Source organism: Streptomyces sp. NPDC057623 (assembly GCF_042800355.1).
Classification (GTDB): domain Bacteria; phylum Actinomycetota; class Actinomycetes; order Streptomycetales; family Streptomycetaceae; genus Streptomyces.
Genome location: NZ_JBHVGZ010000010.1, coordinates 44,190 through 69,542, shown reverse-complemented (window position 1 = coordinate 69,542; position 25,353 = coordinate 44,190). Strand labels below are relative to the sequence as shown.

General features: G+C 71.3%; 20 protein-coding genes and 1 pseudogene. 8 read left to right on the top strand and 13 right to left on the bottom strand.

The window, feature by feature from the left end; genetic code table 11:
- Positions 1–3: 3 nt before the first annotated feature.
- The 3 genes from ACFU95_RS13435 to ACFU95_RS13425 all read right to left on the bottom strand — a co-directional run bounded on the left by ACFU95_RS13435 (position 4) and on the right by ACFU95_RS13425 (position 2,787).
- Entirely contained in the window at positions 4–1,632 is a 1,629-nt protein-coding gene (locus ACFU95_RS13435; RefSeq protein ID WP_383826231.1) for an RICIN domain-containing protein, read from the bottom strand.
- A gap of 528 nt (positions 1,633–2,160) precedes the next feature.
- Positions 2,161–2,538: a toxin Doc gene (locus ACFU95_RS13430; RefSeq protein WP_383826228.1), complete on the bottom strand. Its 378-nt coding sequence runs from the start codon at positions 2,536–2,538 to the stop codon at positions 2,161–2,163.
- Positions 2,539–2,541: 3 nt separating this feature from the next.
- Positions 2,542–2,787 (bottom strand): hypothetical protein, encoded by a 246-nt coding sequence (locus ACFU95_RS13425; protein WP_048578995.1) that lies wholly within the window; start codon positions 2,785–2,787, stop codon positions 2,542–2,544.
- A 219-nt stretch (positions 2,788–3,006) separates the two neighbouring features.
- Between ACFU95_RS13425 and sigJ the strand changes: the two genes are divergently transcribed.
- Complete coding sequence (gene sigJ, locus ACFU95_RS13420; RefSeq protein WP_383826226.1) at positions 3,007–3,933, top strand: RNA polymerase sigma factor SigJ; 927 nt, start codon at positions 3,007–3,009, stop codon at positions 3,931–3,933.
- On the top strand, positions 3,930–5,450 hold the full coding sequence (locus ACFU95_RS13415; protein WP_383826223.1) for a cytochrome bc complex cytochrome b subunit: 1,521 nt from the start codon (positions 3,930–3,932) through the stop codon (positions 5,448–5,450). The genes sigJ and ACFU95_RS13415 overlap by 4 nt, the downstream gene beginning before the upstream one ends.
- Here ACFU95_RS13415 and ACFU95_RS13410 read toward each other — a convergent pair.
- Positions 5,395–7,629 carry a glycoside hydrolase family 9 protein gene (locus ACFU95_RS13410; protein WP_383826221.1) on the bottom strand — a complete coding sequence of 745 codons (2,235 nt, stop codon included), beginning with the start codon at positions 7,627–7,629 and terminating at the stop codon, positions 5,395–5,397. The two genes, ACFU95_RS13415 and ACFU95_RS13410, sit on opposite strands and share 56 nt — an antisense overlap.
- Positions 7,630–7,862: 233 nt before the next feature.
- Positions 7,863–10,970: a glycoside hydrolase family 2 TIM barrel-domain containing protein gene (locus ACFU95_RS13405; RefSeq protein ID WP_383826218.1), complete on the bottom strand. Its 3,108-nt coding sequence runs from the start codon at positions 10,968–10,970 to the stop codon at positions 7,863–7,865.
- A 190-nt stretch (positions 10,971–11,160) separates the two neighbouring features.
- Here ACFU95_RS13405 and ACFU95_RS13400 point away from each other — a divergent pair, with 190 nt between their 5' ends.
- Together ACFU95_RS13400 and ACFU95_RS13395 are read left to right on the top strand one after the other, a co-directional pair.
- A complete protein-coding gene (locus ACFU95_RS13400) occupies positions 11,161–13,539 on the top strand; it encodes a SpoIIE family protein phosphatase (RefSeq protein ID WP_383826215.1) in 2,379 nt (792 codons plus the stop codon).
- 34 nt (positions 13,540–13,573) lie between these two features.
- Positions 13,574–14,194, top strand: coding sequence for a DUF4232 domain-containing protein (locus ACFU95_RS13395; protein WP_383826212.1), 621 nt, complete (start codon positions 13,574–13,576; stop codon positions 14,192–14,194).
- Positions 14,195–14,203: 9 nt separating this feature from the next.
- On the opposite strand, the gene ACFU95_RS13390 is transcribed toward ACFU95_RS13395, so the two are convergent.
- Together ACFU95_RS13390 and ACFU95_RS13385 are read right to left on the bottom strand one after the other, a co-directional pair.
- A complete protein-coding gene (locus ACFU95_RS13390; protein ID WP_383826209.1) occupies positions 14,204–16,342 on the bottom strand; it encodes a ricin-type beta-trefoil lectin domain protein in 2,139 nt (712 codons plus the stop codon).
- A 346-nt stretch (positions 16,343–16,688) separates the two neighbouring features.
- Positions 16,689–17,609 (bottom strand): helix-turn-helix domain-containing protein, encoded by a 921-nt coding sequence (locus tag ACFU95_RS13385; RefSeq protein WP_383826207.1) that lies wholly within the window; start codon positions 17,607–17,609, stop codon positions 16,689–16,691.
- 90 nt (positions 17,610–17,699) lie between these two features.
- On the opposite strand from ACFU95_RS13385, the gene ACFU95_RS13380 reads away from it, so the two are divergent.
- Positions 17,700–18,506 carry a phytanoyl-CoA dioxygenase family protein gene (locus ACFU95_RS13380; RefSeq protein WP_383826548.1) on the top strand — a complete coding sequence of 269 codons (807 nt, stop codon included), beginning with the start codon at positions 17,700–17,702 and terminating at the stop codon, positions 18,504–18,506.
- A 52-nt stretch (positions 18,507–18,558) separates the two neighbouring features.
- On the opposite strand, the gene ACFU95_RS13375 is transcribed toward ACFU95_RS13380, so the two are convergent.
- The 3 genes from ACFU95_RS13375 to ACFU95_RS13365 form a co-directional block, all read right to left on the bottom strand.
- On the bottom strand, positions 18,559–19,527 hold the full coding sequence (locus ACFU95_RS13375) for an aldo/keto reductase (RefSeq protein ID WP_383826204.1): 969 nt from the start codon (positions 19,525–19,527) through the stop codon (positions 18,559–18,561).
- Between the two features lie 73 nt (positions 19,528–19,600).
- Positions 19,601–20,131 carry a flavoprotein gene (locus tag ACFU95_RS13370; protein ID WP_383826201.1) on the bottom strand — a complete coding sequence of 177 codons (531 nt, stop codon included), beginning with the start codon at positions 20,129–20,131 and terminating at the stop codon, positions 19,601–19,603.
- A 31-nt stretch (positions 20,132–20,162) separates the two neighbouring features.
- Complete coding sequence (locus ACFU95_RS13365; RefSeq protein ID WP_383826199.1) at positions 20,163–20,621, bottom strand: DUF1348 family protein; 459 nt, start codon at positions 20,619–20,621, stop codon at positions 20,163–20,165.
- 109 nt (positions 20,622–20,730) lie between these two features.
- Between ACFU95_RS13365 and ACFU95_RS13360 the strand changes: the two genes are divergently transcribed.
- Positions 20,731–21,285: a TetR/AcrR family transcriptional regulator gene (locus ACFU95_RS13360; protein ID WP_383826196.1), complete on the top strand. Its 555-nt coding sequence runs from the start codon at positions 20,731–20,733 to the stop codon at positions 21,283–21,285.
- A gap of 95 nt (positions 21,286–21,380) precedes the next feature.
- Here the strand turns inward: ACFU95_RS13360 and ACFU95_RS13355 are convergent, their stop codons facing one another.
- Positions 21,381–21,581: a ferredoxin gene (locus ACFU95_RS13355; RefSeq protein WP_383826545.1), complete on the bottom strand. Its 201-nt coding sequence runs from the start codon at positions 21,579–21,581 to the stop codon at positions 21,381–21,383.
- A 42-nt stretch (positions 21,582–21,623) separates the two neighbouring features.
- Complete coding sequence (locus ACFU95_RS13350; protein WP_383826193.1) at positions 21,624–22,832, bottom strand: cytochrome P450; 1,209 nt, start codon at positions 22,830–22,832, stop codon at positions 21,624–21,626.
- A gap of 308 nt (positions 22,833–23,140) precedes the next feature.
- Between ACFU95_RS13350 and ACFU95_RS13345 the strand changes: the two genes are divergently transcribed.
- Together ACFU95_RS13345 and ACFU95_RS13340 are read left to right on the top strand one after the other, a co-directional pair.
- Positions 23,141–23,770, top strand: coding sequence for a LysE family transporter (locus tag ACFU95_RS13345; RefSeq protein ID WP_383826190.1), 630 nt, complete (start codon positions 23,141–23,143; stop codon positions 23,768–23,770).
- 82 nt (positions 23,771–23,852) lie between these two features.
- Positions 23,853–24,302, top strand: a complete 450-nt coding sequence (locus tag ACFU95_RS13340; protein WP_383826188.1) for a nitroreductase family deazaflavin-dependent oxidoreductase — start codon at positions 23,853–23,855, stop codon at positions 24,300–24,302.
- A gap of 54 nt (positions 24,303–24,356) precedes the next feature.
- Here the strand turns inward: ACFU95_RS13340 and ACFU95_RS13335 are convergent.
- Positions 24,357–25,314: pseudogene (locus ACFU95_RS13335) on the bottom strand (cation diffusion facilitator family transporter).
- Positions 25,315–25,353: the final 39 nt, after the last annotated feature.

Below are 25,353 nucleotides of genomic sequence, written 5' to 3'. Positions count from 1 at the left end.
GCGCTACCCCCACTCCCCTCCAGCAGGCGGAGCGCCCCGAACCGCCCGCGCGCCCGGCGTCTCCACCTCCGCGCTCGACAGTGACCCGGGGCTCGCCGAGGTCGCCGGATCGGTCAGCCAGCGCTGTGCTTCCGAGCCGTCCCGGACCTTGACGACGATGTCGGCGTCCTCGGCGGCGGCGGCCGGCGCGAGGGCGAGCCACTCGTCCCAGCGGGGCAGTAACTCGCCCCGCACGGTGAGGTCGTAGCGCACGTCGTCGGCCCTCTTGGAGTCGTCGTCGGCGCACTTGCCGAGGATCACCACGCCGGCGTCAGCGTGGGAGTCCAGGCACAGGTCGGGGTCCGCCACGCTGCGCAGCAGGCCGTCCTTCTTGTACGACCACTGCTGGGTGTCGTCGTCGGAGCACTCGGCCAGTTCGGTCCCGGCCCCGGCCTTCGGCTCGCCCCGGATGTCGAGGCAGAGGTCGACCTCGGCGTTGCGGAACCTGGTCTGGCGCGGTGCGTTGGGGAGTTGGGCCGTGCCGGGCGGTGAGGTGGACACCGCGGGGGGCGACTGGGACCCGGTGTTGCCGCCGGTGGCGGAGGCGGCCGGGTCGACCCCGTCGTCGTCCGACAGCAGGCCCGCCGCGAGCATGATCGCGATCAGCCCGGCCGAGGCCACGCCCACTCCCGTGAGCAGCGTCCGGGAGGAGCGCGGGCCACCGGGCGACCGGCGGATCTGCGCGGGGATCCGCGACAGCAGGTGCCGCCGTCCGGCGCCGTGCCGGGCGGAGCCGCGCGCGCGGGATCCGGCGGACCGCGTACGGCCGGGTCTGGTGTCGAGATAGCGGCGCGCACCCCAGCCGAGCACCGCCTCGGCGATGAGTACGCCCAACCCGCCCTCGAAATGACTCAGTTGTTCGGCTGCGTTACGGCAGTAGCGGCACTGGGTCAGATGCTGCTGGACATCCGGCAGCAAGGCCCCGCCGCGGCGAATCGGAACGTCGAGGAGGCGGTTGTAGAACCGGCAATCCTTCGTCGGCGCGAGTTCCCGATGGGCATGTACACAACCTTCGCGGAATTTATCACGCGCCTGTTCGAGGGCGGCCGCGGCAGTGACGGTATCCATGCCCAACAGACCGGCGGGCACGCTTAGCGGCTCGGCCTCGACCTCGGTATGCCAGAGCAGACAGCGGGCAAGTCCCGGAAGCGCCTGGAATGACCGATCGGCGAGCCTGCGATTTTCGGGCGTCATGGACTTCGCGGTACGCATACCGCGGCCGCCCGCGGGTTTCCCCAACTCCGGCAGAACGCCCGCTATTCGGTCGTCGGCCGCCCACTGCCGGACCCCGTCCCGGACGGCCACGAGCAGCCGGGGACGCAGCGCGGCAGCCGGTTCGCCCAGCGCCAGACGGTCGAGGACCTGATGGAAGGCGGCGGCGGTGGCCATGTCGGCAGCGGTCGCCGAGGAGGCGAGGCAGATCTCCGCGTACGCGTGGACCGGCTGCCAGTGCCGCGCCATGAGCAGTGCGACGGACGGAGCGGCCTCGCCGTCCGGACGGCCCCGCAGCCGGGCGGCGAGACTTTCGTCGGATTCCTCCGGAACCCCGCCGGGCGGGGGGTAAGGAGGGCGAGGGGGGTGGGGGGTGGGCACTGAACGGATTCCTTCCCACGCGCAAGACACAGAAGTTCCGATCACCGAAAAGGGACCGGGCGACTTGGTGTGTACCTCTTCGGCACGAGCGCGGGGAGCGGGAATTCACCAACACCCATCCGACCCGGTTCCCCCCGGAACGCATGAGCCCCGGCCTTTTCCACCCCCCACGGGTAGTTCACCCTTGCACAGCACACGGATGGCCAACAAGACACTTGGGCAACATCCGCACCTTTGAAAGAAAGTCAGATACGGCCGCAACTCGCCACACCCGCGCGAGCTTTCACCATTCCATGCGCCCCGTGTGAAACTCACGCACACACCGGGTCGCCACGCACGCTGCCCGGCGCGCCCGCCCGCGTAGTCCACTGGTACCGGCCCTCTCGGAAGGCCCCGCGCGGGAACGGCGGCTCTCCCGCGCGTCATGGGCCGCCGACCCCGTTCCTCCCGCCCTCGGTCGGCGGCCCCCGGGCGGGCGGAACGGGGACCGCCACGGGGGCGCGGCCCGCACCATCGGGCGGGCAGGGCTCAGATCTGCCAGGAACGCAGCCGGTCGGCCGCGCCGTACACGTCGGTCCTGCCGGAGATCAGGTCACGCGCGAGGTCGACGAGGGCGCCGTAGGGCGGGTCGATACCGACGTCGCTGACGAACATGTAGGCCACCGCGGACGCGCAGGCGAACCGGGCATTGGCCGAGGGAAGCGGCTTGAGCAGGGCGAGGGTGTGCAGCAGCGCGGCGGCCCGCCAGGCCGGGTCGGAGTCGACGCCCAGGCGGGGCGGATCCACGCGATGGCGGGCGACGGCGGCGACCAACGCGGAGAAGTCGTTGATCGTGGGCTGGTCCGGCAGGACCTCTTCGTGACGCTGGAGCAGCCAGGGCACGTCGATATGGATGACGGGTGCCATCGGTCAGGCAGCCCGCCCCTCGCCCTTGGCCGACGGTTCGTCGTCGGGAAAGGCCGCCGCGAACTCGTCGGCATGCGAGGCGAAGAACCGGCGGAACGCCTCGGCGCCCTCCTGCAAGGCCCGGTGCCGGGCTATGTCGGCCGCTGCGGCCTCGCGCACGAGCGCCTTCATCGACGTACCGCGTTCCTTGGCGATCTGCCGCAGGTCCTCAAGCTCGCGGTCGCTGAACTCCACGTTGAGAGCTGGCATGCCTCTCACGGTACCGCTCGGGTACTTGCTCGTAAATACGCGCAGGTCAAGTGTGACGTACGTCGGTACCAGGCGGCCGCGGAACCCTGCGCGGCACGCCGTCGCTCGCTGTCGCAGGCCCTTCACCACCGAGACGTGGGTCACATTCAACCCTGGGATGTCACATTCCGGCCCCCCGCGGACCTCGCAGTAGTGAGCGCGCACTGGGAGGCCACCGCAATGTCCGACACCCCCGTACCCGTCACCGACGACGCGACCGGCGTCTTCGTCGGGCATCGCGAGCTGATGTTCGGCGTCGTCTACAACATGCTCGGCAGCGTCGCCGACACCGAGGACGTCCTCCAGGACACCTGGCTGTCGTGGACGGCGCGCAACGCGGGCGCACCGCTCGACGGGGTCGACAACCCGCGGGCGTATCTGGTGCGGATCGCCGTGAACCACGCGCTGACGCGGCGGGCCGCGATCAGTCGCCGGCGGGAGACGTACGTCGGCCCGTGGCTGCCCGAGCCGCTGGTCGCGGTCGACGAGGACACCGGCGCCGAGGACCCCGCCCTGCGCACCGAGTCCGTGTCGCTGGCGATGCTGGTCGTCCTGGAGTCGCTGTCGCCGCTGGAGCGCGCGGTGTTCGTGCTGCACGAGGTGTTCGGGTACGCGCACCCGGAGATCGCGGAGATCATCGACCGCAGCCCGGCGGCCGTACGGCAGCTGGCGCATCGCGCACGGGGGCATGTGCACGCGCGGCGGCCGCTGTACGAGGCACATCCGCGGGTGCGACGGGAGGCGACCGAACGGTTCGTGCGGGCCGCGGTGGGCGGGGACATCGCCGCGCTGATGGAGGTCCTCGCACCGGACGTCACGGTGTGGACGGACGCCGGCGGCAAGCGGAAACCGGCGGCGCTGCGTCCCGTGCACGGCCGGGACAAGGCGGTCCGGTTCTTCGGCGCGTACGCGAGGAAGGGCGGCGGGGGCCACCTGGAGCTGCGCCACCGGCGGGTCAACGGCGACGACGCGGTGGTGCTGTTCCAGGGTGGGGAGCCGTACGCCGTCCTGGTCCTGGATCTCACGCCGGACGGTGAGCGGGTGTGCGGTGTGTACGTCGTCAGCAACCCGGACAAGCTGACGCACCTGCGCCGGGAGGAGGCGTGAGCGCCCGGGAGCTGCCCGGCCGGGGTGAGCGGGTCGCGGACTGGTTCGACGGGCGTCTCGGCATCCATTCCCTCGGCCGGAAGTACCTGCGCAAGGTCTTCCCGGACCACTGGTCCTTCCTGCTCGGCGAGATCTGCCTGTACAGCTTCGTCGTGCTGATCCTGACCGGCGTGTACCTCACCCTCTTCTTCCACCCCTCCATGAACGAGGTGACGTACCACGGCGGTTACCTGCCCCTCAACGGCGTCCGCATGTCCGAGGCGTACGCCTCCACGCTGGACATCAGCTTCGACGTGCGCGGCGGGCTGCTGATGCGGCAGCTGCACCACTGGGCGGCGCTGGTCTTCGTCGCCGGGATGCTCACGCACATGATGCGGCACTTCTTCACGGGGTCGTTCCGCAGGCCCCGGGAGATCAACTGGCTGTTCGGCTGGTCCCTGCTGTTCCTCGGCCTGTTCGAGGGCCTCTTCGGCTACTCCCTGCCGGACGACCTGCTGTCGGGGACGGGCCTGCGGTTCGTGAACGGTGCGCTGCTGTCGGTGCCGATCGTCGGGACGTATCTGTCGATGTTCCTGTTCGGCGGGGAGTTCCCGGGCCATGACATCGTGGCCCGGTTCTACTCCCTGCACGTCCTGGTGATCCCCGGCATCATGGCGGCGCTGGTCGTGGCGCACCTCCTGCTGGTCGTGTACCACAAGCACACCCAGTTCGCGGGCCCCGGCCGCACCGAACGCAACGTCGTCGGCGCCCCCTTCATGCCCGTCTACCTGGCGAAGGCGGGCGGCTTCTTCTTCCTGGTCTTCGGCACGCTCGCGTTCATGGCGGCGGTGGCTTCGGTCAACCCGGTCTGGTCCTACGGCCCTTACCGCGCCGACCAGGTCTCCACCGGCGCCCAGCCCGACTGGTACCTGGGCTTCGCCGAGGGGCTGGTCCGCGTCATGCCGGGCTGGGAGATCACCCTGTGGGGCCACACCCTGGTCCTCGGGGTGCTGATCCCCATCGTGGTCTTCCCTCTGCTGCTGGTGTTCATCGGCGTGTACCCGTTCCTGGAGGCCCGGTTCACCCAGGACAAGGGCGAGCGTCATCTGCTGGACCGCCCGCGCGACCGGCCGGTGCGCACCGCGATCGGCGCGGCCTGGATCGCCCTGTACCTGGTGCTGCTGGCGGGCGGCGGCAACGACATCGTGGCGACCCGGCTGCATCTGTCGATCAACACCGTGACCTGGACGGTCCGCGTCGCGGTGTTCGTCGTCCCGGTGGTGGTGTTCGTGGTGACCCGCCGGATCTGTCTCGGGCTCCAGCTCCGGGACAGGGAACTGGTGCTGCACGGCCGTGAGACCGGCGTGATCAAGCGGCTGCCGCACGGTGAGTACGTCGAGGTGCACCAGCCGCTCGATCAGGCGCGGCTCCACACGCTCACCGCGCACGAGCGGCCCGGGGAGCTGGTGGAGCACGCGAAGGTCAGCCTTGATCCGCCACGAAGGACGCCATCCGGGTCAGGGCCGAGTTCCAGTTGATCGTGTGCTCGTTGGTCGACCAGGACTGGATGTCGTCGATGTAGCAGAACTGACCGACGCAGCCCTGCAGTCTGCTCTGTGCGTAGGGGTCCTGGATGCTTGAGTTGGGCCCGCCCGCGAGCGTGCCGGCCGGCGGGTTCGGCTGGCTGGGGTCGAGCTGATGGGCGTACCAACGGGCATGCTGGTTACGGGAGTCGACCTCACCGTAGCCGGTCACGTACGAGATGTTCAGCGCGTTGCGCCCGAGCAGGTAGTCCATGCTCTGCACCGCGCCGTCACGGTACTTCGAGGCGCCCGAGATGTCGTACGCGGTGGCGATGACGACGGCGTTGTGCAGGATCTGGTGGTTGGAGCCCCAGTCGTAGAGGTTGCCCTCGGGGGCGTACGGCATCCCGTACGGCTGTGACCTCAGCGTGGCCAGGTAGCGGTCCGCGCCCTTGATCACGGACTGGCGCACCTTGTCCCGGCCGGGCAGCCCGCTCGGCACGGTCGCCAGGTCGAGCCGGGCCGCGGCCGCCGTCCTGGCCCAGTCGTAGCCGAGGGCGCCGAAGATGTCCGCGGTGTGGACCGGCGAGCCGAGGACGTGGTCCGCGAACTCCTTCTCGCCCGTGCTGAGATACAGCTCCGCCGCCGCCCAGTAGAACTCGTCGGTGACGTTGTTGTCGGCGTAGGTGCCGCCGCCGATGCCGTCGCTCTCGGAGGCGTAACGGTCGGGGTGCGCGAGCGCCGCCGACCACGCCGTGCGGGCGGCACGCAGCGCCTTCGCCGCGAACCCCTCGTCGTACGGCTTGTACAGGCGCGCCGCCTGCGCGGCCGTCGCCGCCAGGTTCAGGGTCGCCGCGGTGGACGGCGGGTGCAGTTCGCGCTTCTGCGGATCGTCGCTCGGCAGCAGCGGCAGGCCGGTCCACTGTTCGTCGTGGATCTTGTGGTGCGCCATGCCGGCCAGCGGCTGCCCCGCCGGCACCTGCATCTTCAGCAGGAACTCCAGCTCCCAGCGGACCTCGTCCAGGATGTCCGGCACCTTGTTGCCGCTCTCCGGGATGGCGAGCGTGCCGTCGCCCAGCTTCTTCGGCTCCCCGGTGCGGGCCAGCAGTTCGCGTTCGTAGGTGCTCAGCAGCTCCCACACGGAGATACCGCCGTTGACGACGTACTTGCCGTGGTCACCCGCGTCGTACCAGCCGCCGGTCACGTCGAGCCTGTAGTCGCAGACACCCGGCTGGCAGGGCACCGCGCCGTCCCCCTGGTTGGGTGCGACGTCGACGTGTCCGGCGGGGCGGGCATAGCCCGGGCGCAGATCGTCGCGGATCGCGAGGCCGCTGCGCTGTGTGTAGTAGTACTTCACGGCGTCCAGGCGCAGCCGCTCGTAGGCGGTCGTCCCGATGTCGAACGGGCGGCTCGTCTCTCCGTCGGCGACCAGCGTGAGACCCTCGCCCTGCTTGCGGTAGGCGCCGAAGTCGAGGGAGTGGACGTTCTGCGCGGAGGACGCGTCGGTGCCGCGCGGCACGGTCCAGCCGTGGGCGACCACGGCGCCGGACGCGTTCTTCAGCTGCCAGGGCAGTTTCCCGGTGGCGTCGGTGACCAGGGTGGCGTTCTTCGGCCCGGCGGGCAGATAGGCGACCTGGTTCACGCGCACCCGCGGCCCGGTGTCGGGCTCGTACACCTCGGGCGGGACACCGCCCAGCAGCGAGGCGTCGTCCAGGCAGAAGCGCCACGGGTCCGCGCTGCCGCCGAGCTGGAAGCCGACCTGCCCCTGCGGGGTGTCGACGGGCGAGGTGAAGGTGTACGCGTACGAGTTCCCGGAGACGCTCAGCTGCGGCGTCACCTCGAAGTAGGTGTCGTACGGCGCCGCCGACAGTCCGACGATCGCCCTCACGACGTGCCCTTCGGGCGTGCCGTTCGCGGTGAAGGAGAACCGGTACGACTCCCCCTTCACCAGGGTGATGTCGTTCTGGCCGACGGCGGCGTCCCAGCGGTTGGTGGTGCCGCCGGGCACGTCGGCGCAGAGCTGTCCTTCGGACAGGCCCGCGGTGACGTTGCTGCTCGCCCACCAGGGGGCGGTGGTGGTGTCGAAGGTGCCGTTCTTGAGCTGCTCGACCTCTTCGGCGCCGGCCGGTACGGCGGTCAGTCCCGCGGCCAGCAGGGCCGTCAGGGTCAGCAGGGTGGCTCTGCGTCGTTTCACGTCTGGGCTCCTCGGGTGAGGGGCGGGTTACGCTCGGGGTGGGAGCGCTCCCAGAGGCGGACGCAGCCATGGTTGTTGGCGACATGACACGGCGTCAACGGGTCCGGACGGGCGGCTTTCGGCTGCGGCGCCGTTGTGGCCGGTCGCGCCCACGCGGCGGAGCCGCACATCGATACAGCCCCGCGCCCCTTTCGGGGCGCGACCGAACGGCCTGTCCCCATCGCGAAGTCGGCTCAGGTAGCGGGTGCCTCCAGCTTGCTGATGCGTATCGCGCCTCGGGACTCCCCCGGGTGGACGCTGGTCAGGGTCAGTCGCAGCCGGGAGCCTCGTACCGCGTCAAAGGTGATGCTGGTCGGCGCGTCGGAGGCGGTGGCCCAATCCACGGACGCGCCCTCCACCGGCACATACCGTCGGCCGTCCCACACCTCCGCCACGACCGACGCGGGCAGCGTGTGCGTGGCGTCCACGGTGAAGGAGACCTCCACCCGGTCCAGGGTTCGTGTCCGCCCGAAGTCCACGGAGACCCAGTCGTCGGGGCGAGCCCCGTCGAAGGCAGGCAGCAGGGCCGTGGCCGCCTTCAGGAAGCCGTTGGACCAGCCGGTGGCCGGGTCGCCGTCGAGCATGGCGGCGGGGAGGGTGTCGGGTCGGCCGGAGTAACTGGCGTCCGCGTGGGGGTAGTCGGCCGGCGCCGGATGGTCCGGATCGAACTCCGCGGCCGGGGTGAGCGCCGCAGAACGGGCAGGAGCCGTCCGCACGGTCACGCTGCCCGTCCGCAGGCCGTCGGCCCGCGCGGTCACCTTCAGAGCACCCGCCTTCGTACCGGACCGTACGATCGCCAGCGCCTTGCCGCAGAAGGCCGTACGGGTACTGGCCTGATAGCGCTCGGCGCTCTCCTCCCGCCCGTTGTCGAGCCCGGCGAGCGAGCCGCCCGTCACCTCGAAGGTGATCAGGTCCTCGGCACCGGGCACCACCACCCCGCGGGCGTCGACGACCTCGGCGGTCACGAAGACCAGTGAACGGCCGTCGGCGGCCAGGGACTTGCGGTCGGCGCTCAGCCGTACGGCCTTCGGCGCACCGGCAGTGCGCAGTACGTCGGTGGCGACCACCTTGCCACCCCGGCGGGCCACCGCCTTCAACTCCCCTGGCGCGTAAGGCACTTTCCAGGTCAGATGAAGCTTGCCCGCGCTGCCGTTCGGGCTGGTGTAGCTGCCGGGATGGGGACCGTCGGTGAAGGTCTTGTCGTCACCGGTCGCCTCGGTGGTCTCCAGGTAGCGGCGGCCGTCGACGGTCTTCTTGGTGTCGAAGGTCCGGGTGCCGAGGGACTTTCCGTTGAGGAACAGCTCGACGGTGTCGACGTTGGAGTAGGCCCATACCTCGACCGTGTCGCCCTGACGGTGGTTCCAGGTCATCGGCAGCAGGTGGACCATCGGCTCGTCGACCCACTGACTCTGGAACAGGTAGTACATGTCCTTCGGGAAGCCGGCCGTGTCGACCGCGCCGAAGAAGGACGCCTTGACCGGGAAGACGTCGTACGGGGTGGGCTCGCCGATGTAGTCGATGCCCGACCACAGGAACTGCCCGGCGAACCACTTACGGTCCCGGTCCTTCTTGTGCCCGTACTCGCCGCTCATGGTCCAGGAGGCGAGGTTGTTGTCGTACGACGAGGTCGCGCGCCTGCCCGGGGTGTGGTTCTCGCCGGTGTTGAGGCGCTCGGGCTCCTGGTAGGCGCCGCGCGTGGACGTCTCGGAGGACGACTCGGACTCGAAGAGGAACAGGTGGGGATAGCGGGCGTGCAGGGCGTCCACCGACTTGGCGGTGTTGTAGTTGAGGCCGAGGCCGTCGAGCTTGGCCAGGATCAGGTCGCCGGGTGAGCCCGGGGCGGGCACGCTGCGGTGGCGGTGGGAGCCGATCACGACCGGGCGGGTGTCGTCGGCGGCCTTGACGGCGGCGATGAGCCGGTCGGCCATGGCGAGTCCGGAGGTCGAGGTGAACTCGGAGACCTCGTTGCCGATCGACCACGCGAGGACGGCGGGCGAGTTGCGGGCCGCCAGCACCATCTCGGTGATGTCCTTGTCGGCCCACTCGTCGAAGAAGCGCCCGTAGTCGTAGCGGGTCTTGGGCGAACGCCAGCAGTCGAAGGCCTCGACCAGCATCACGATGCCCATCTCCTCGCAGACCTGGATCATCTGCGGCGAGGGCGGGTTGTGGGAGGTGCGGAAGGCGTTGACGCCCATCGACTTCATGATGGTCATCTGGCGGCGGATCGCGTCGACGCTGACGGCGGCGCCGAGGGCGCCCAGGTCGTGGTGGAGGTCGACGCCCTTGATCTTGGCGGGGACGCCGTTGAGGTGGAAGCCCTCGTCGGGGTCGAAGCGGAAGGTGCGGAAGCCGAACGTGGTGCGGTAGGTGTCGGCCGTCCTGCCGCCGACGCGCAGTTCGGTCTTCAGGGTGTAGCGGTGGTGCGGCGTCTCGAAGTCCCACACCTTCGGCCTCGGGACGGTGAGTTCATGGGTCTCGGTCGCCCGGTCGGTGACGGGGAGCGTGGAGGCGGTACGGGCGACCGTACGGCCGTCGGGATCGACGATCCGCGAGACGACCTCGACGTCCCCGCCGCCGCCGGCTGCGTTCACCACCGAGGTCCGGACCCGGACGACGCCCCGCTCCTCGGCGATCTCCGGCGTCGTGACGTACGTACCCCAGCGCTCCACGTGCACCGGTTCGGTGACGACGAGGCGGGCTTCGCGGTAGATGCCGCTGCCCGAGTACCAGCGGCTGCTGGGCAGCCGGTTCTGCACCTTGACCGCGAGCACGTTCTCGGTGTCGCCGTCGGTGTGCACGAGATCGGTGAGGTCGAAGGCGAAGCCGGTGTAGCCGTAGGGGTGGCGGCCGGCCTCCTTGCCGTTGCAGTAGACGTACGAGTCCATGTAGACGCCGTCGAACTCCACCGATATCCGCCGGCCCGCGAGGCCCGGCGGCAGGGTGAAGGCGAGGCGGTACCAGCCGAGGCCGCCGGGGAAGAAGCCGGTGCCGCTGGTGGTGCCGTGCTCGGTGGTCGGGGCGAACTCGATGCTCCAGTCGTGCGGCACCGCGACCTCGCGCCAGCCGGAGTCGTCGTGACCGGGCTCGGCGGCATCGGCGTACTGCCCGGTCGGGTCGGTGATGCCGCCCGGGTTCACCAGGGCGAAGCGCCAGCCGTCGCGCAACGCGACCGTGCGGCGGCCGGCCGCGGCTCCGGCCGCCCCGGCGGCTTCCGCGGCCTGTGCCGTCGGGGTGCTCAGCAGCGCTCCGGCCGCCGGGGCGGCCGTGGAGGCGAGCAGTAACGATCTTCGAGTGACTGTCATGGCGACTCTCCCTCATCAGGGCCCAGAAGTACTCACAACTGATCGTGAACAAACAGATTCTGACGGGGAGGGCTGCGGAGCAGTCAAGAGTGCGCCCTGTAGTTCCGGTACGGATGGGTCACCGAAGCACTAGGCTGGACCGCGAGTGTCACGCTTGATCACCGTGAGTGTGCGCGTGGGAGTGGCGAGCATGAGCCCGGAGTATCCGTTCGACGAGGCCGCGACGGCCCGGGCGGTCATCGACGACAGCGGCGTGCTCGTCGAGTGGAACGCCGGCGCCGAGCGGCTGCTGGGCCACCGAGCTGCCGAGGTCGTGGGGCGCCCGGCCATCGATCTGCTGGCCGACGAGCAGGGCAGCCCCGCGCCGTGGGGCGAGCGCTGGCACGGCGTCCTCACGCTGCGCCGCCGCGACGGGGGCACGGTCTCCGTGTGGCTGCTCGCCCATCGTCTGCGGCCCCAGGGTGAAGGGACCTTCCGCTGGCTGGTGGTCACCCCGCTGGAGGGGGACGGCCCGCGGCTGCCCGACGATCCGCTGGACAGCGTCGGGCTCCTCGCGTCGCCCTGCGCCATCGCGATCTATGACGAGCGGCTCCGGCTGCGCCGGATCAACCCGGTCATGGCGGAGGTCCTCCAGCTGTCCGAGGAGCATGTGCGGGGTCTGCGGGCACCGGAACTGACGGGCAGACGGCAGAGCGTCGACATCGAACGGCAGCTCCTGCGCGTGCTCACCACGGGCCGCGGCACCGACGTACGGACCTACGTTCCGGTCGGCGGCGACAGGACGCACGCCTGGCTGGCCCGCATGGCCCCGATCACCGACGGCAGGGGGCGGGTGCGTGGCGTGTCCGTCGCCGCACACGACTTCACCGAGCAGTACGTGGCCCAGGAGCGGCTGCAACTGGTGAACGAGGCGAGCGTCCGCATCGGCACCACCCTCGATGTCACCCGGACGGCCCAGGAACTCGCGGACATCTGTGTCCCCGCGCTCGCCGACTTCGTCAGTGTCGACCTGCTGGACCCCCTGGAGAACGGCGGCGAGGCACTCACCGATCGGCTCACCGCACCGTTCGGCCTGCGCCGGGCCGCCCACCGGTCGGTCAACGACGGCAGCCCCGAAGCCGTGGTCAAGCCGGGGCATGTGGACGTGTATCCCACTCCCTCGCCGCAAGCGGACGCTCTGCTGGCAGGACACACCCTCGTGGCCTCGACCGCGACCGGCGACCTCGCGCAGTGGCTCTCCTGGGACCCCGCACGGGCCCAGCGCATCCAGGAGTACGGCATCCACACCACCATGTCGGTGCCGATCCAGGCCCGCGGCACCACCCTCGGCGTCGCCGTGCTCACCCGGTTCGAGAACCCCGAGCCGTTCACGCCCGACGACGTGCTGCTGGCCGAGGAGATCACGGCCCGAGCGGCCGTCTGTATCGACAACGCCCGCCGCTACTCCCGCGAACGCGAGACCGCCCTCGCCCTCCAGCGCAGCCTGCTGCCCCGGTCCCTGCCGCGCACCGCCGCGCTCGAAGCGGCCTCGCGCTATCTCCCGGCGGCGCGCTCCGACGTGGGCGGCGACTGGTTCGACGTGATCCCGCTGTCCGGGATGCGGGTGGCGATGGTCGTCGGGGACGTCGTCGGGCACGGCATCCAGGCCTCGGCCACCATGGGCCGGCTGCGCACCGCCGTGCGCACCCTGGCCGACATCGACCTGGCGCCCGACGAACTGCTCACCCACCTCGACGACCTGGTCGTCAGGCTGTCCGATGAGGCGGGCACCGACGGCGTCTCCGGAGAGGTCGGCGCCACCTGTCTGTACGCGGTGTACGACCCGGTCTCCCGGCGGTGCACGATGGCCCGGGCCGGACACCCCTCGCCCGTCATGGTGCCGCCCGGCGGCGCCCCGCGGGAGATCGGGCTGCCGGCCGGACCGCCGCTGGGCCTGGGCGGGCTGCCCTTCGAGTCGGCCGAGGTCGAGCTGCGCGAGGGCACGGTGCTCGCTCTCTACACCGACGGGCTGATCGAGACCCGTGAACGCGACGTCGACGCCAGCCACGCGCTCCTGTGCGACGCGCTGTCGGGGTTCTCGGACTCGCTGGACGAGACCTGCGACCGCGTCCTGCACGCCCTGCTCCCGCCGGGCGGCGCCGCGGACGACGTGGCCCTGCTGCTGGCCCGCACCCAGGGGCTGCCGTCCTCCCGGGTCGCGACCTGGGACATCCCGGCGGACCCGGCGCTGGTCGCGCCGATCCGCAAGCAGGTCCTTGAGCAGCTCGGCGTGTGGCGTCTGACCGAGGCGTCGTTCACCGCCGAACTGGTGGTGAGCGAGCTGGTCACGAACGCCATCCGCTACGGCATCCATCCCATCCGGCTCCGGCTGATCCATGACGCGGCGACGCTGATCTGCGAGGTGTCCGACACCAGCCACACGGCACCTCATCTGCGCCGTGCCAAGACCTTCGACGAGGGTGGACGCGGGCTGCTGCTGGTCGCCCAGCTGACCCAGCGCTGGGGCAGCCGGCACACGGCGGACGGCAAGACGATCTGGGCGGAGATCGGACTCCTCGACGAGGAGTGAGTACTCGGCGCGAAAGCGGGGAGTCGTGACAGACATGGGACGTGCACGGACCTTCCACTCCTTACACCGAGCGACTCCCCTCGTGACCGCCGTCGCGCTGCTGGGCCTGCTGGCCGCGTGCGACGACGGCGCCGGCTCCTCGGGCGCCGCACAGCCACCGGCCGCCACGAGCGGCCGCACGACCGGGCCGGGCACCGTCGGCACCGAGAGCCCGGTGACCCAGTCGGGCGCCGCCGCACCGCGCTGCCGTACCTCCGAGCTGCGCGCGTCGATCGGACGCCCCAGTCCGGGGGCCGGACAGCGCAACTTCCCGATCGTGCTGACCAATTCGGCCGACCGCACCTGCACTGTCCGCGGCTACCCGGGTGCGGCCTTCGTCGACGCCTCCGGCAAGCAGCTCGGGCCCGATCCGCAGCGCTCCCCCGACACGCCCACGGCCGTCACGCTGGCCCCGGGCCGGAGCGCCTGGGCCGGGCTGTCCTTCGCCAGCCCGGAGATCAGCGGGGCCCGTACCGCGCTGCCGACGACGCTGCTCGTGACGCCGCCCGACGAGCGGGATCCGCTGAAGGTGACGTGGACGGCCGGTGAGGTGCCGGTGGCCGGGAACGAGTCCGCGGTGCGCCTGACGGTCCTCCAGCCCGGCACCGGCGGCTGAGCCGTCCGGTCAGCGGCGGCCGCCGTATCCATAGCCCCCGTAGCCGCCGTAGCCGTAGCCGCCGCCGTAACCCCCGTAGCCGGAGCCGCCGTTCTGGTCGTCCCAGGAGCAGGAGTACGGGTTGTGGTAGCAGGACGCGTCGGTCGGGGACGGGCTCGTGGCCGTGGGCTGCGGCGTCGGGGTGGCGGACGGTGTCGGCGTGGGCGTCGGCGTCCTCGACGGCTCGGAGGTGGGGGTCGGGGCCGGCGTCTTCACCTCCTCGGCCTTCGTGTCCCAGTTGACCACCTCCAGCTGGGGTTCCGTCTTCGACGTGTCGATGACCCAGTGCTGGGCTTCGGTGTCGTCCTCGCGGCTCTTGAGGACCAGGGCGCCCGAGCCGTCGGTGGCGGCGGGGCTCAGGGCCAGGTCCTGGTCGAAGCGCGGCACCAGGGTGCCCTGGAGGGTGAAGTCGTAGCGGACGTTCTTGGTCTCGGAATCGGCGGCACCCTTGCACGGGGCCAGACGGACCGAGTACCCGAGGTGGGAGTCGAGGCAGAGATCGGGGTTCGCGGCGCTGCGCACCAGCCCGTCGGTCTCGTACGACCACTGCTGGCCGGGCGCCGAGGAGCACTTGGCGAGTTCGGTCTCGGCGTCCTTGACGGCCTTTCCACCGACGACGGCGACGCACAGCCCGGACCCGATGTTGTGCAGCCGCCCCCGCAGCTCCCCCTTCGCGGCCTCGGCGGCGCCCGCCCAGGAGGGGTTGCCGGTGGCGGATCCCGCGTCGGCGTCCGGGTCGGCGTCGGGCGCCTCGGTGGGGCGGCCGTTCGCGGTCGGAGCGGATCCGTCCTCGGATCCGCCGGCCGACCAGATGACCAACGGGAGTACGACGAGGGCGCTGACGGTCGCCACGGCCGCGGTGAGGTTGCGGCGCCGGGTCGCACGGCGGGCGGCCTTGAGGGCCGCGCGGCCGGAGCAGGTGCGGGAGGCGCCGGAGGACGGGGCCGTGGTGGCGTCGGTCTGCCGGGGGGTCCGACGGGTGGCCCGGCGTCCGGCACGGGGGCCCTGCTGCGCGGGTGCGTCGGACGTCGCGGCGGCGAAGGACTCGCCCGCGGGGGCGAACGGCGGCCGGGCGGGCGCGGGCATCTCCGCGCCGGCGGCGAAGGCAGCCGCACCGGGGGCGAAGCCGTCACTGGCGGGGGCGGGAACGGGGGCGTGTCCCGGAGGAGGCGGGACATCGGCCGGAGCGACGAAGTCGGCGGCGTCGGAGAAGAACGACTCGCCGGCGATCGGCACGGCGGATTCCGGCACCGGCGTCGCCATTGCCGGCTCCTCGGCCTGGCGCGCTCTCGCCTCCAGATAGGGTCTCGCACCCCAGCCGAGCACCGCCTCGGCCAGTGCGCCGCCGAGCCCCTGGTTGAAGAAGGTCAGCTGGTCGGCGGTGTCGCTGCAGTGCCCGCAGCGGTCCAGGTGCGCGCGCAGGTCCGGGTCCACGTCGACACCGCCGCGCCGGTAGGTCACGTCCAGCATCCGCAGGTACTGGCGGCACTCGTGCTCGGGGGCGAGTTCGCGGTGGACCTGGAGGCACTCCTCGCGCAACCGCTCGCAGGCCCGGCCCAGTTCGATGCGGGCGGACTCCGCGTCGAGGCCGAGGAGCGCTGCCGGTACGGCCAGCGGCTCGGCCTCGACCTCGGTGTGCCACAGCAGGCAGCGGGCCGTCTGGGGAAGCCGCTGGAAGGCTCCGGAGAGCAGACGGCGGTTCGCCGGGGGCAGCAGTCGCGCGGCGACGCGCTCCGCGCCCTCCGTCTCGGACCGCAACTCGGGGTGGAGCAGCTCGCGCCTGTGGTCGCTGTCCCACTCGGCGGCGATCCGGCGCACGGTGACGAGCAGTTGGGGGCGCCACGCGGCCGTCGGGCCGGTCTGCCGCAGCGTCTCGCCGAAGAGCCGGGTGAAGGACGCGGTGGTGAGCATGCCCGCGGATCGGGCGTCGGCGGTGCACAGCCGTGCGTAGGCGAAGCCCGCCTCCCAGTGCCGGTCGAGGAGTTCACCGACGGGGTGCAGCGCCGGTGACACCCCCGTCCACTTCTTCAGTTCGGCGCTCAGTTGAGCGTCCGTCACATCGAAGAGTCGGGCGTCGCCAGGCGAATTCGACGGGCCTGCGTCATGCACGACGGCATTCCTCCGGAGGGCATTCGGCATTAAAGGTCCATACCTACGGGTATGCTCCGGGCGCGGCTCTTGTGAAGCCTGGGGCACTGGGGAGCGAGGCACACCTTTTCACAGGTCAGGGACAGAGAACAAGCGATTCCAGTTCTTGTGCATTGCGTGCGCGGCGGTCGCTATTTGACGACTGGTCAATAGCCGCTCCATGGCGATTACGGCAAATCAGCGGGGCGCATTGGAAATGGTATTCACTCAGCCCCCGGCGAGATCGAGCGCAAACCATTGAACGGCCGATCTCCGACTTTCATGCCTGGTCATACGGACGTACGGACCTTCACCGCGCCTTCACAAGTCATGCGCCAACCATTGGATCGCGCCCCCGGTACGCCCCCGGCGGCGTCCCGTACCGTTCACGGAACACGCGGTTGAAGTGAAAAGGACTCACGAACCCTGAGGCGGCCGCCACCCGTTCCACGGAGAGGTCGGTGCTCTCCAGCAGCCTGGCGGCGTGCCGCAGACGTGCCTCGCGCAGCGCGCGCATCGGTGACTGGCCGAGCTGCCGGGTGAAGAGGTGGGCGAACCGGGAGGGCGAGAGGGCGACCTGCTCGGCGAGCGAGCGCACGGTGTGCGGTGCGGCCGGGTCGGCGGCGATCAGCGCCTCCGCCCGGCGCACCCGGTCGTCGACGCCGGGCGGGGACGGCTGGACCCGCGCGGTGCCCGCGGTGAGCAGGACAACCTCCTCCAGTGAGCACAGGGCGAGTTCGCGGGCCGCGGTGCCATGGGCGACGGCGACCGACTCGTCCCCCGGAGCCGTCACGGGCGGCGCCTCCGTGCCCGTCCAGCGGGCGTCGGCGAGCATCCGGCGAAACGCCTCCTCGACGCGGCCGTGCACCGAGTCCGGCGTCGGCGTGACCACGTACATCCCCTCGCCGGCGTCGTACGGGCGCAGCCAGGACCGCCACGAGGGCCGGGCCTGGCAGTGCACCCACCAGAACTGCCAGTGCCGCGCCCCCGGTTCGACTCCGTAGCCGTGTGCGACGCCCGGCGCGAGCACCACCAGGTCGCCCGCCCCGGCCCGCGCCTCGGTGCTCCCGTGCCACAGCCGGCCCCGTCCGCCGGTCGTCCAGGTGAACAGCCAGCTGTCCGCGCCGCGCGGCCGGCTGATGCCGTAGGTCGGCGGCTGGTCGAAGTGGCCGACCACCACCAGGCCGGGCGGTGGGGCGGGAACACCGGGCGCGGCAGTCTCAGGCAATCGGTCAGCGTTCACAGTCATCCTCCTGGGACGTGCGTCGGCCTAGCGTGGTCGGGCGAGGACACCTGACCGAGGAGTGGACACATGACAGCCGACACGACAGCCACGGACATGGATGCCACCGGCGCCCCCATCCTGCCCGAGAACGGGCTCAGCCAGTTCCGCGAGGACGGGTTCACCGTCGCTCACGGACTGTTCGGGTACGACGAGATCGACCGGTTGCGCGATCGGTTCGCGGCGCTGCACGCGGCCGGACCCGTGCCCGGGCACTTCGAGCCGCGCCCGTCGGACAGTGACCCGCTGGCGGCGTATCCGAGGGTGATGCAGCCGCACGAGATCGACGAGCTGTCCCTGCGGGTGCTGCTGGACTCCCGGCTGCGCGGCGTGCTGGAGGTGCTGCTCGGGGAGGAGGTGCTGGCCGCGCAGAGCATGTTCTACTTCAAGCCGCCCGGGGCCCGGGGGCAGGCGCTGCACCAGGACAACTTCTATCTGCGGGTCGAGCCGGGCACCTGTGTCGCGGCGTGGATCGCCTGCGATGTGATCGACCGGGACAACGGCGGACTCGAAGTCGTCCCCGGCACCCACGCGATGGACCTGTTCTGCCCGGAGCTCGCGGACGCCGAGGTGTCCTTCGCGCGGGAGTACGTCGCGCCTCCGGCGGGGTTGGCCGCCGTTGCCGTCGACATGGAGCCGGGGGATGTCCTGTTCTTCAACGGGAGCCTGGTGCACGGGTCGCAGCCGAACCGCACCGAGGATCGGTTTCGGCGGTCGTTCATCGGTCACTATGTCGGGCAGTCGACCGAGCGGATCGGGCAGTACTACCGGACGATGACGATGAGCGGTGATCGTGTGCGGTTGGCCGAGAGTGAAGGGGCGGGGCCGTGCGGTACCGAGTTCGCGGCGGCCGGGCCCCACTAGTGGTCGGCCGCGGGCGCCTCGTGGTGGATCGCGCCCGCGGCGGAGCCGCCCTTCAGTGCCCGATGACCGGATGGGTCACATAGGGCTCCTTGAGCTCCTCCAACTCCTTCTCGGTGAGCGTGAGTTCGACCGCAGCGGCCGCGTCCTCGATGTGCCGCGGCTTGGCGGCGCCGATGATCGGGGCCGCCACCGTGTCCTGCTGGAGCAGCCAGGCGAGGGCGACCTGGGCGCGCGGGACGCCGCGTTCCCCGGCGACGCGGGTGACGGCCTCGACGACCACGCGGTCGTTGTCGACGTAGAGACGGCTGCCGAAGTCGTCGGTGGTGCTGCGGTCGGTGACCGTACCCCAGTCCCGGGTGAGCCGGCCGCGCGCCAGCGGACTCCACGGCAGCACGCCGACGCCCTGGTCCGCGCAGAGCGGGAGCATCTCGCGCTCCTCCTCCCGGTAGAGGAGGTTGTAGTGGTTCTGCATCGAGACGAACCTGGTCCAGCCGTTCCGCTCGGCCGTGTACTGCATCTTGGCGAACTGCCACGCGTACATCGAACTCGCCCCGAGGTAGCGCACCTTGCCCGCCTTGACCAGGTCGTGCAGGGCCTCCATCGTCTCCTCGACCGGGGTGTGCGGGTCGAAGCGGTGGATCTGGTAGAGGTCGACGTAGTCGGTGCCGAGGCGGGCGAGGCTGTGGTCGATCTCCGTCATGATCGCCTTGCGGGAGAGTCCGGCGCCGTTGGGACCGGGCCGCATCCGGCCGTGCGCCTTCGTCGCGAGCACGATCTCGTCCCGGCGGGCGAAGTCGCGCAGCGCCCTGCCGACGATCTCCTCGCTGGTGCCGTCGGAGTAGACGTTGGCGGTGTCGAAGAAGTTGATCCCGGCGTCCAGCGCCTGCCGGATCAGCGGTCGTGAGGCCTCCTCGTCGAGGGTCCACTCGTGCGTGCCGCGGTCGGGGAGCCCGTAGGTCATGCAGCCCAGACAGATCCGCGACACGTCCAGGCCCGCCGAACCGAGCTTCACGTACTGCATCGTTGCTGCTCCTGCCTTCCGGGTGGGGTACCTGGGGAGCGTACGTCGTCGGGTGCGGGCGAGGCCGGATCCGTCACCGCTCCAGCAGGTCCAGCGCGCGCTCCCAGCCGAAGTCCGGCCGGCCGCCGTCCTCGCCCGCCGCTCCGGTGTACGGCTCCCCGAGGCGCACGCCCATCCCGCGCAGCCGGATCAGGCTGTCCCGGTAGGCGGGATGGGCGGCCAGCGCGTCGGCCACACAGGGCAGGACGGCGATGGGGACGCCGAGGCCGTACGCCTCGCAGAGGGTGCCCAGGGCGAGGGTGTCGGCGATGCCCGCGGCCCACTTGTTGATCGTGTTGAAGGTGGCCGGGGCCACGACGACGGCGTCCGGCGGCGGGAAGGGGCGGGGATCGGCGGGCGTGCGCCAGGCCGAGCGGATCGGGCGGCCGGTGAGGGCCTCGACGGCGGCGGTGTCGAAGAAGCCGTTCAGGGCGGCCGGGGTCGCGATGACGCCGACCTCCCGGTCCCGCTCCTGCGCGGCCGTGATCAGCTTGCTGACGTCCGCGGCGATGCCGGCGGCGCAGACGACGACGTAGAGGAAGGGCTTGCGGGCCGGTCGGGTCACCGGGGAACCCTACTCAACGGGTTCGCCCGGTCTACCGGACCGGGAAGGACAGCCCGCGCTCGTTCTCCGGGCGGGACCCGAAGACGCGGCGCTCCTTCTCCTCGATCGGCACGTCGTTGATGCTCGCCTCGCGCCGGGTCATCAGTCCGTGCGCGTCGAACTCCCACAGCTCGTTGCCGTACGACCGCCACCACTGCCCGTCGGCGTCCCGGCACTCGTACTGGAAGCGGACCGCGATGCGGTCGCCGTCGAAGGCCCACAGGTCCTTGCGCAGCGCGTACTCCTGCTCGCGCGCCCACTTGGCGGTGAGGAACTCGACGATCTCGGCGCGGCCGGTGACGAAGGTGTCGCGGTTGCGCCACACCGAGTCCTCCGAGTACGCCGCCGCCACCTTGTGCGGGTCACGGGTGTTCCAGGCGTCCTCGGCGGCCCGCACCTTCTGTGCGGCGCTCTCGCGGGTGAACGGCGGCAGGGGCGGGCGGTCGGTCATGTCATCCTCCGGGGCCGGAACGGCAGTGCGAGCGAGCGGAGAACGTGCGTTCTCCGCTTGGCTGATACCGTAGGAGAACGCTCGTTCTCACGTCAAGGAGGGGTCGCACATGGACAGCGCAACCGCCCGGGAGCAGGCACTGGACGCCGCGGAGAAGCTGTTCTACGGGCGCGGCATCCAGTCCGTCGGCATGGACGACATCCGGGGCGCGTCCGGCGTGTCACTGAAGCGGCTCTATCAGCTCTTCCCGGCGAAGGAGCAGCTGGTCGTGGCGTATCTGGAGCGGCGCGACGTGCGCTGGCGCGGCCGGCTCGCCGCGTACGCGGAGCGGCAGACGGACCCCGGGCGCCGGATCCTCGCCGTCTTCGACTGGCTGGAGGAGTGGTTCGGCGAGGAGGACTACCGCGGGTGCGCCTGGATCAACTCGTACGGCGAGCTGGGTGCCCGCTCGGAGCCGGTGGCCGACCAGGTCCGGGCGCACAAGCAGGCGTTCCGCGACTACCTCGCCTCACTGGTGACCGCGGCCGGGCTCCCCGACGCGCTGACCGGACCGCTGTTCCTGCTGGCCGAGGGCGCGATGGTGACGGCGGGCATAAGCGGCGGCACGGGAGCGGCGGCCGAGGCCCGGGACGCGGCGCGGTCGCTGGTGGCGGCGCGCCGATAAGGGGCTCTGGGACGGCGCTCCGGGACGGGCCGGGCGGGCCCGGCATCGGATGCGGGCCCGCCCGGCGCTGGGATGGTCGGGGAGGGTGTCCGGCGTCAACTCCCCGTTTCCGACACGGTGATGGCGCTGACCGGGCAGGCCCGGACGGCCTCCCGCACCATCGGGTCGCCGCCGCCGTCCTCGCGGCCGGGCAGCAGGGCGCTGAAGCCGTCGTCGTCCTGGGTGAAGACGGACGGGGCGACCAGGGCGCACTGGCCGGCGCCGACGCAGAGGTCGTGGTCGATGGCGATGGGCATTTCGTCTGATTCGCGCGTTTCGTTGTGCATGACCGGAGCCTCTTACCAGCTCACGGGGAGTTCCAGCATCCCCTGGATCGTGTCGCCGGGTTTGCAGGGGATTTCCTCCGCAGGGACGGCAAGGCGCAGGGTCGGCAGGCGGTCGAAGAGGGTGTGCAGGGCGATCTCCATCTCGGCGCGGGCCAGGTTCTGGCCGAGGCACTGGTGGATGCCGAAGCCGAAGCCGACGTGATGGCGGGCCGAGCGGCGCCAGTCGAGCGTGTCGGGATCGGAGTAGAGGGACTCGTCGCGGTTGATGACCGAGGTCGCGAAGACCACGCCCTCGCCCGCCCGGATCGTCCCGCCGTCCGTCTCGATGTCCTCGACGGCGACCCGCAGCAGGCCGTCGGCGATGGACAGCATCCGCATCAGCTCCTCGACCGCGGCCGGCAGCAGCGACGGGGCGGCGCGCAACTCGGCCAGCCGGTCCGGGTGCTGGAGGAGGGTGTAGGTGCCCAGGGAGATCATGTTGGCGGTCGTCTCGTGGCCGGCCACCAGCAGGATGGTCGCGAGAGCGATGACCTCCTCCTGGTCCAGTTCGCCCGCGCGCAGTTGCTGGTGGACGAGCTCGTCCAGGACGCCGTCGCCGGGCTCCGGCCGCTTGCGCTTGCGGTCGATCAACTCGGCGAAGTACGCCTCCAACCGGTCGCGGGCGTCCATGGTGTCCTCGGCCGTGGGGCCGCGCAGCAGGCGCCGCGACTGCTCCTCGAAGAAGTCGTGGTCGGCGTAGGGGACACCCAGCAGGGCACAGATGACCATCGAGGGAACGGGCAGGGCGAAGTCGTTCACCAGCTCGGCGGGTGCTCCCCGGGCGATCATCGCGTCCAGCCGTTCGTCCACGATCCGCTGGATCTCCGGACGCATCTCGACGGCACGGCGCAGCGTGAAGCTGGGAACCATCATCCGCCGCTGGACCCGGTGTTCGGGGTCGTCGACGCTCAGCAGCGCGCCTTTGCGGTTGCGGAGCCCCGCGAACCGTGCGGTGGTCGCGGGGAAGTCGGACCGGGTGCGGTCGGAGGACAACCGCGCGTCGGCCAGCAGGGTGCGGGCCAGAGCGTGTCCGGTGACCAGCCAGACCGGGCGGCCGTCGTAGAGGGAGATCCGGGCCAGCGGGCGCGCGTCGCGCAGGGGGTCGTAGGCCTCGGGCGGGTGGTAGGGGCAGGTCCGGCTCTGGGGGAAGACGACGGTGTGCGGTTCCGTCATGTCCGTCATGGAAGACCTCACAGACGAAGAGTGCGTCGTGCCGATCTTCATTAGATGCCTCAGGCACCTAGAGGACGACGTCAAGTTCGGCCAGATCAGGCGCACGGACAATCTGGCCGGGGATCGTCGCACAGAGCTTCGGCCGCGGGGAGGCGCGCCCGGCGCCCCGGAGAAATTCGCTTGTCGGCACACCGCCGCCACCCCCAGAATCCGGCCATGTCTATGACCATCGCCTTCCTGCCGCTGACCGACACCGTTCGCCCGGTGGCGCGCCAGCAGCAGCCCGGCCGGCCGTGGAGGCCCACGCTTCCCACGTCGTGACCGCCGCGCTCGTCGCGGGGCTGCTCGCGGGCTACGGCATCGCCGTCCCGGTCGGCGCGGTCGCCACCTACCTCGTCTCCCTCACCGCCCGGACCTCGCTGCGGACGGGGGTCTGCGCCGCGCTGGGCGTCGCGACCGCCGACGGTCTCTACGCGCTCGTGGCCACCGTCGGCGGCTCCGCGCTCGCCACCGCGCTGCGTCCGGTGCTGGTGCCGCTGCGCTGGGCCTCCGCCCTGGTGCTGGCGCTTCTCGCGGTACGGGGCGCGCTCAGCGCCGTACGCCACTACCGCGACCACCGGCAGGCCGCCCGCTCCGCTCCCGCCGCCTCTCCCCCGAGCCCGGCACGCGCCTACCTGGCGCTGCTCGGCATCACTCTGCTCAACCCCACCACCGTGATCTACTTCGTGGCCCTCGTCCTCGGCACGCGCACGACGGACGCGGTGGCGCCCCTGGAGCAGGGCGTTTTCGTCCTGGCCGCGTTCGCCGCGTCGGCGAGCTGGCAGGTGCTGCTCGCCGGGGGCGGGGCGCTGCTCGGGCGGGTGCTGACGGGATGCCGGGGGCGGTTGGTGACGGCGCTGGTGTCGAGCGGCGTGATCCTGGCGCTGGCCGTGGGGATGCCGGTGTAGCCGCGGCAGGATGATTTCCGCCCGTTCCGTTGTTGAAGCGGTGCGTCAGTCAGCATCAGGACACGACGATGGGACCGAGGCCATGCCTCTCGACGGCGAGTACGAGCCCAGCCCGACCAAGTGGGTGCGCGACCAGGTGGAGTTGTACGAGGGCTCCGGCGGCACTCAGGGGACGACTCTCCAGAACACGGGGAGGCCGGTGATCCTGCTCACGACGCGGGGTGCCAGGAGCGGCAAGATCCGCAAGACGCCGTTGATGCGCGTGGAGCACGGGGGGCGCTATGCCGCCGTGGCCTCGCTGGGCGGGGCGCCCAAGCACCCGGTCTGGTACCACAACGTCAAGGGCGATCCCCATGTGGAGCTCCAGGACGGGCCGGTGAAGCGGGACATGCGGGCCCGCGAGATCACCGGCGCGGAGAAGGACGAGTGGTGGGAGCGGGCGGTGGCGGCGTATCCGCCGTACGCCGACTACCAGAAGAAGACGGATCGGGTGATCCCGGTCTTCGTGCTGGAGCCGTTCGACGGGGACTGAGAATTTTTTTCTTCTCCAGGACGCATGAACCCCCGTGCGCCGGGCACACGTGCGTCAGGCCCCGCCGCGTTCCCCCGTCGCGGCGGGGCTTCCCGCTGCCTCGCGTGCGGAGTGTTCGGTCACGTCGAGGAAGATCTGATCCGCCTCGGCCACGGTCCGGGCGATGGACCGCTTGATGCGGACGGCGACCTCCTCCACCTGCTCGCTGTCGAAGCCGGGCATCAGATCGACGCGAGCCGCCACCAGGGCCGTCTCGAGGCCGGTCTTCATCGTGGCGCAGTCGACATGCGGCTGCCGCCGCGTGGCGCTTCCACGCTGTCGATCTCGGGTTGGGCTTCGAGCAGCGCCCGGATCCGGGCGGCCGCCTCGGGGTCGGCGGCCTCCCCGATCAGCTGGTCGCGGGCCTCTCGGCCCAGCCGGTAGGCGACGTGGACGAGCAGCGCGCCGATCGCGAGTGACGCCGACGCCTCCCAGACGACCTGCCCGGTGACCATGTGCAGCACCATGCCGGCGAAGGCGAGGGTCACGCCGAGCACCGCCGTGCCGTCCTCGGCGACGACCGTGCGCAGGGCCGGGTCGCGCAGCCCCTTGGCGACGCCGCCCTGCCCGCGCACCTGGTACAGCGCCCGCACCAGCGACAGGCCCTCGGCGACGAAGGCGACACCGAGCACGACCAGGCCGGCCACATAGCCGCCGAACTTCTCCCCGGAGCCGCCGCGCAGCGCCTCGATGCCCTGGAAGAAGGAGAAGCATCCGCCCATCACGAAGATCCCGACGGCCGCGAGCAGCGACCAGAAGAAGCGCTCCTTGCCGTAGCCGAAGGGATGGCGGGCGTCGGCGGGGCGGCGACTGCGGCGCAGGGCGGCCAGCAGGAAGACCTCGTTCATGCTGTCCGCCACGGAGTGCGCGGCCTCCGACAGCAGCGCGGGCTGGGGGTGCCCCCTCTGGGGAGGGCGACGACTCCGCCGGCCGCCTTGGCGACCGCGATGACGAGATTGGCGGTGAGTGCCACCAGGACGGTGACGCGGGTCCTGTGGTCGGCCTGGGGTGG

Bases quoted from the DNA above. Each gene is read 5' to 3' on its own strand.
- ACFU95_RS13430 (WP_383826228.1), bottom strand. From the start codon at position 2,538: ATGGCACCCGTCATCCATATCGACGTGCCCTGGCTGCTCCAGCGTCAC.
- ACFU95_RS13425 (WP_048578995.1), bottom strand. From the start codon at position 2,787: ATGCCAGCTCTCAACGTGGAGTTCAGCGACCGCGAGCTTGAGGACCTG.
- sigJ (WP_383826226.1), top strand. From the start codon at position 3,007: ATGTCCGACACCCCCGTACCCGTCACCGACGACGCGACCGGCGTCTTC.
- ACFU95_RS13405 (WP_383826218.1), bottom strand. From the start codon at position 10,970: ATGACAGTCACTCGAAGATCGTTACTGCTCGCCTCCACGGCCGCCCCG.
- ACFU95_RS13400 (WP_383826215.1), top strand. From the start codon at position 11,161: ATGAGCCCGGAGTATCCGTTCGACGAGGCCGCGACGGCCCGGGCGGTC.
- ACFU95_RS13395 (WP_383826212.1), top strand. From the start codon at position 13,574: ATGGGACGTGCACGGACCTTCCACTCCTTACACCGAGCGACTCCCCTC.
- ACFU95_RS13385 (WP_383826207.1), bottom strand. From the start codon at position 17,609: ATGACTGTGAACGCTGACCGATTGCCTGAGACTGCCGCGCCCGGTGTT.
- ACFU95_RS13380 (WP_383826548.1), top strand. From the start codon at position 17,700: ATGGATGCCACCGGCGCCCCCATCCTGCCCGAGAACGGGCTCAGCCAG.
- ACFU95_RS13375 (WP_383826204.1), bottom strand. From the start codon at position 19,527: ATGCAGTACGTGAAGCTCGGTTCGGCGGGCCTGGACGTGTCGCGGATC.
- ACFU95_RS13365 (WP_383826199.1), bottom strand. From the start codon at position 20,621: ATGACCGACCGCCCGCCCCTGCCGCCGTTCACCCGCGAGAGCGCCGCA.
- ACFU95_RS13360 (WP_383826196.1), top strand. From the start codon at position 20,731: ATGGACAGCGCAACCGCCCGGGAGCAGGCACTGGACGCCGCGGAGAAG.
- ACFU95_RS13355 (WP_383826545.1), bottom strand. From the start codon at position 21,581: ATGCCCATCGCCATCGACCACGACCTCTGCGTCGGCGCCGGCCAGTGC.
- ACFU95_RS13350 (WP_383826193.1), bottom strand. From the start codon at position 22,832: ATGACGGACATGACGGAACCGCACACCGTCGTCTTCCCCCAGAGCCGG.
- ACFU95_RS13340 (WP_383826188.1), top strand. From the start codon at position 23,853: ATGCCTCTCGACGGCGAGTACGAGCCCAGCCCGACCAAGTGGGTGCGC.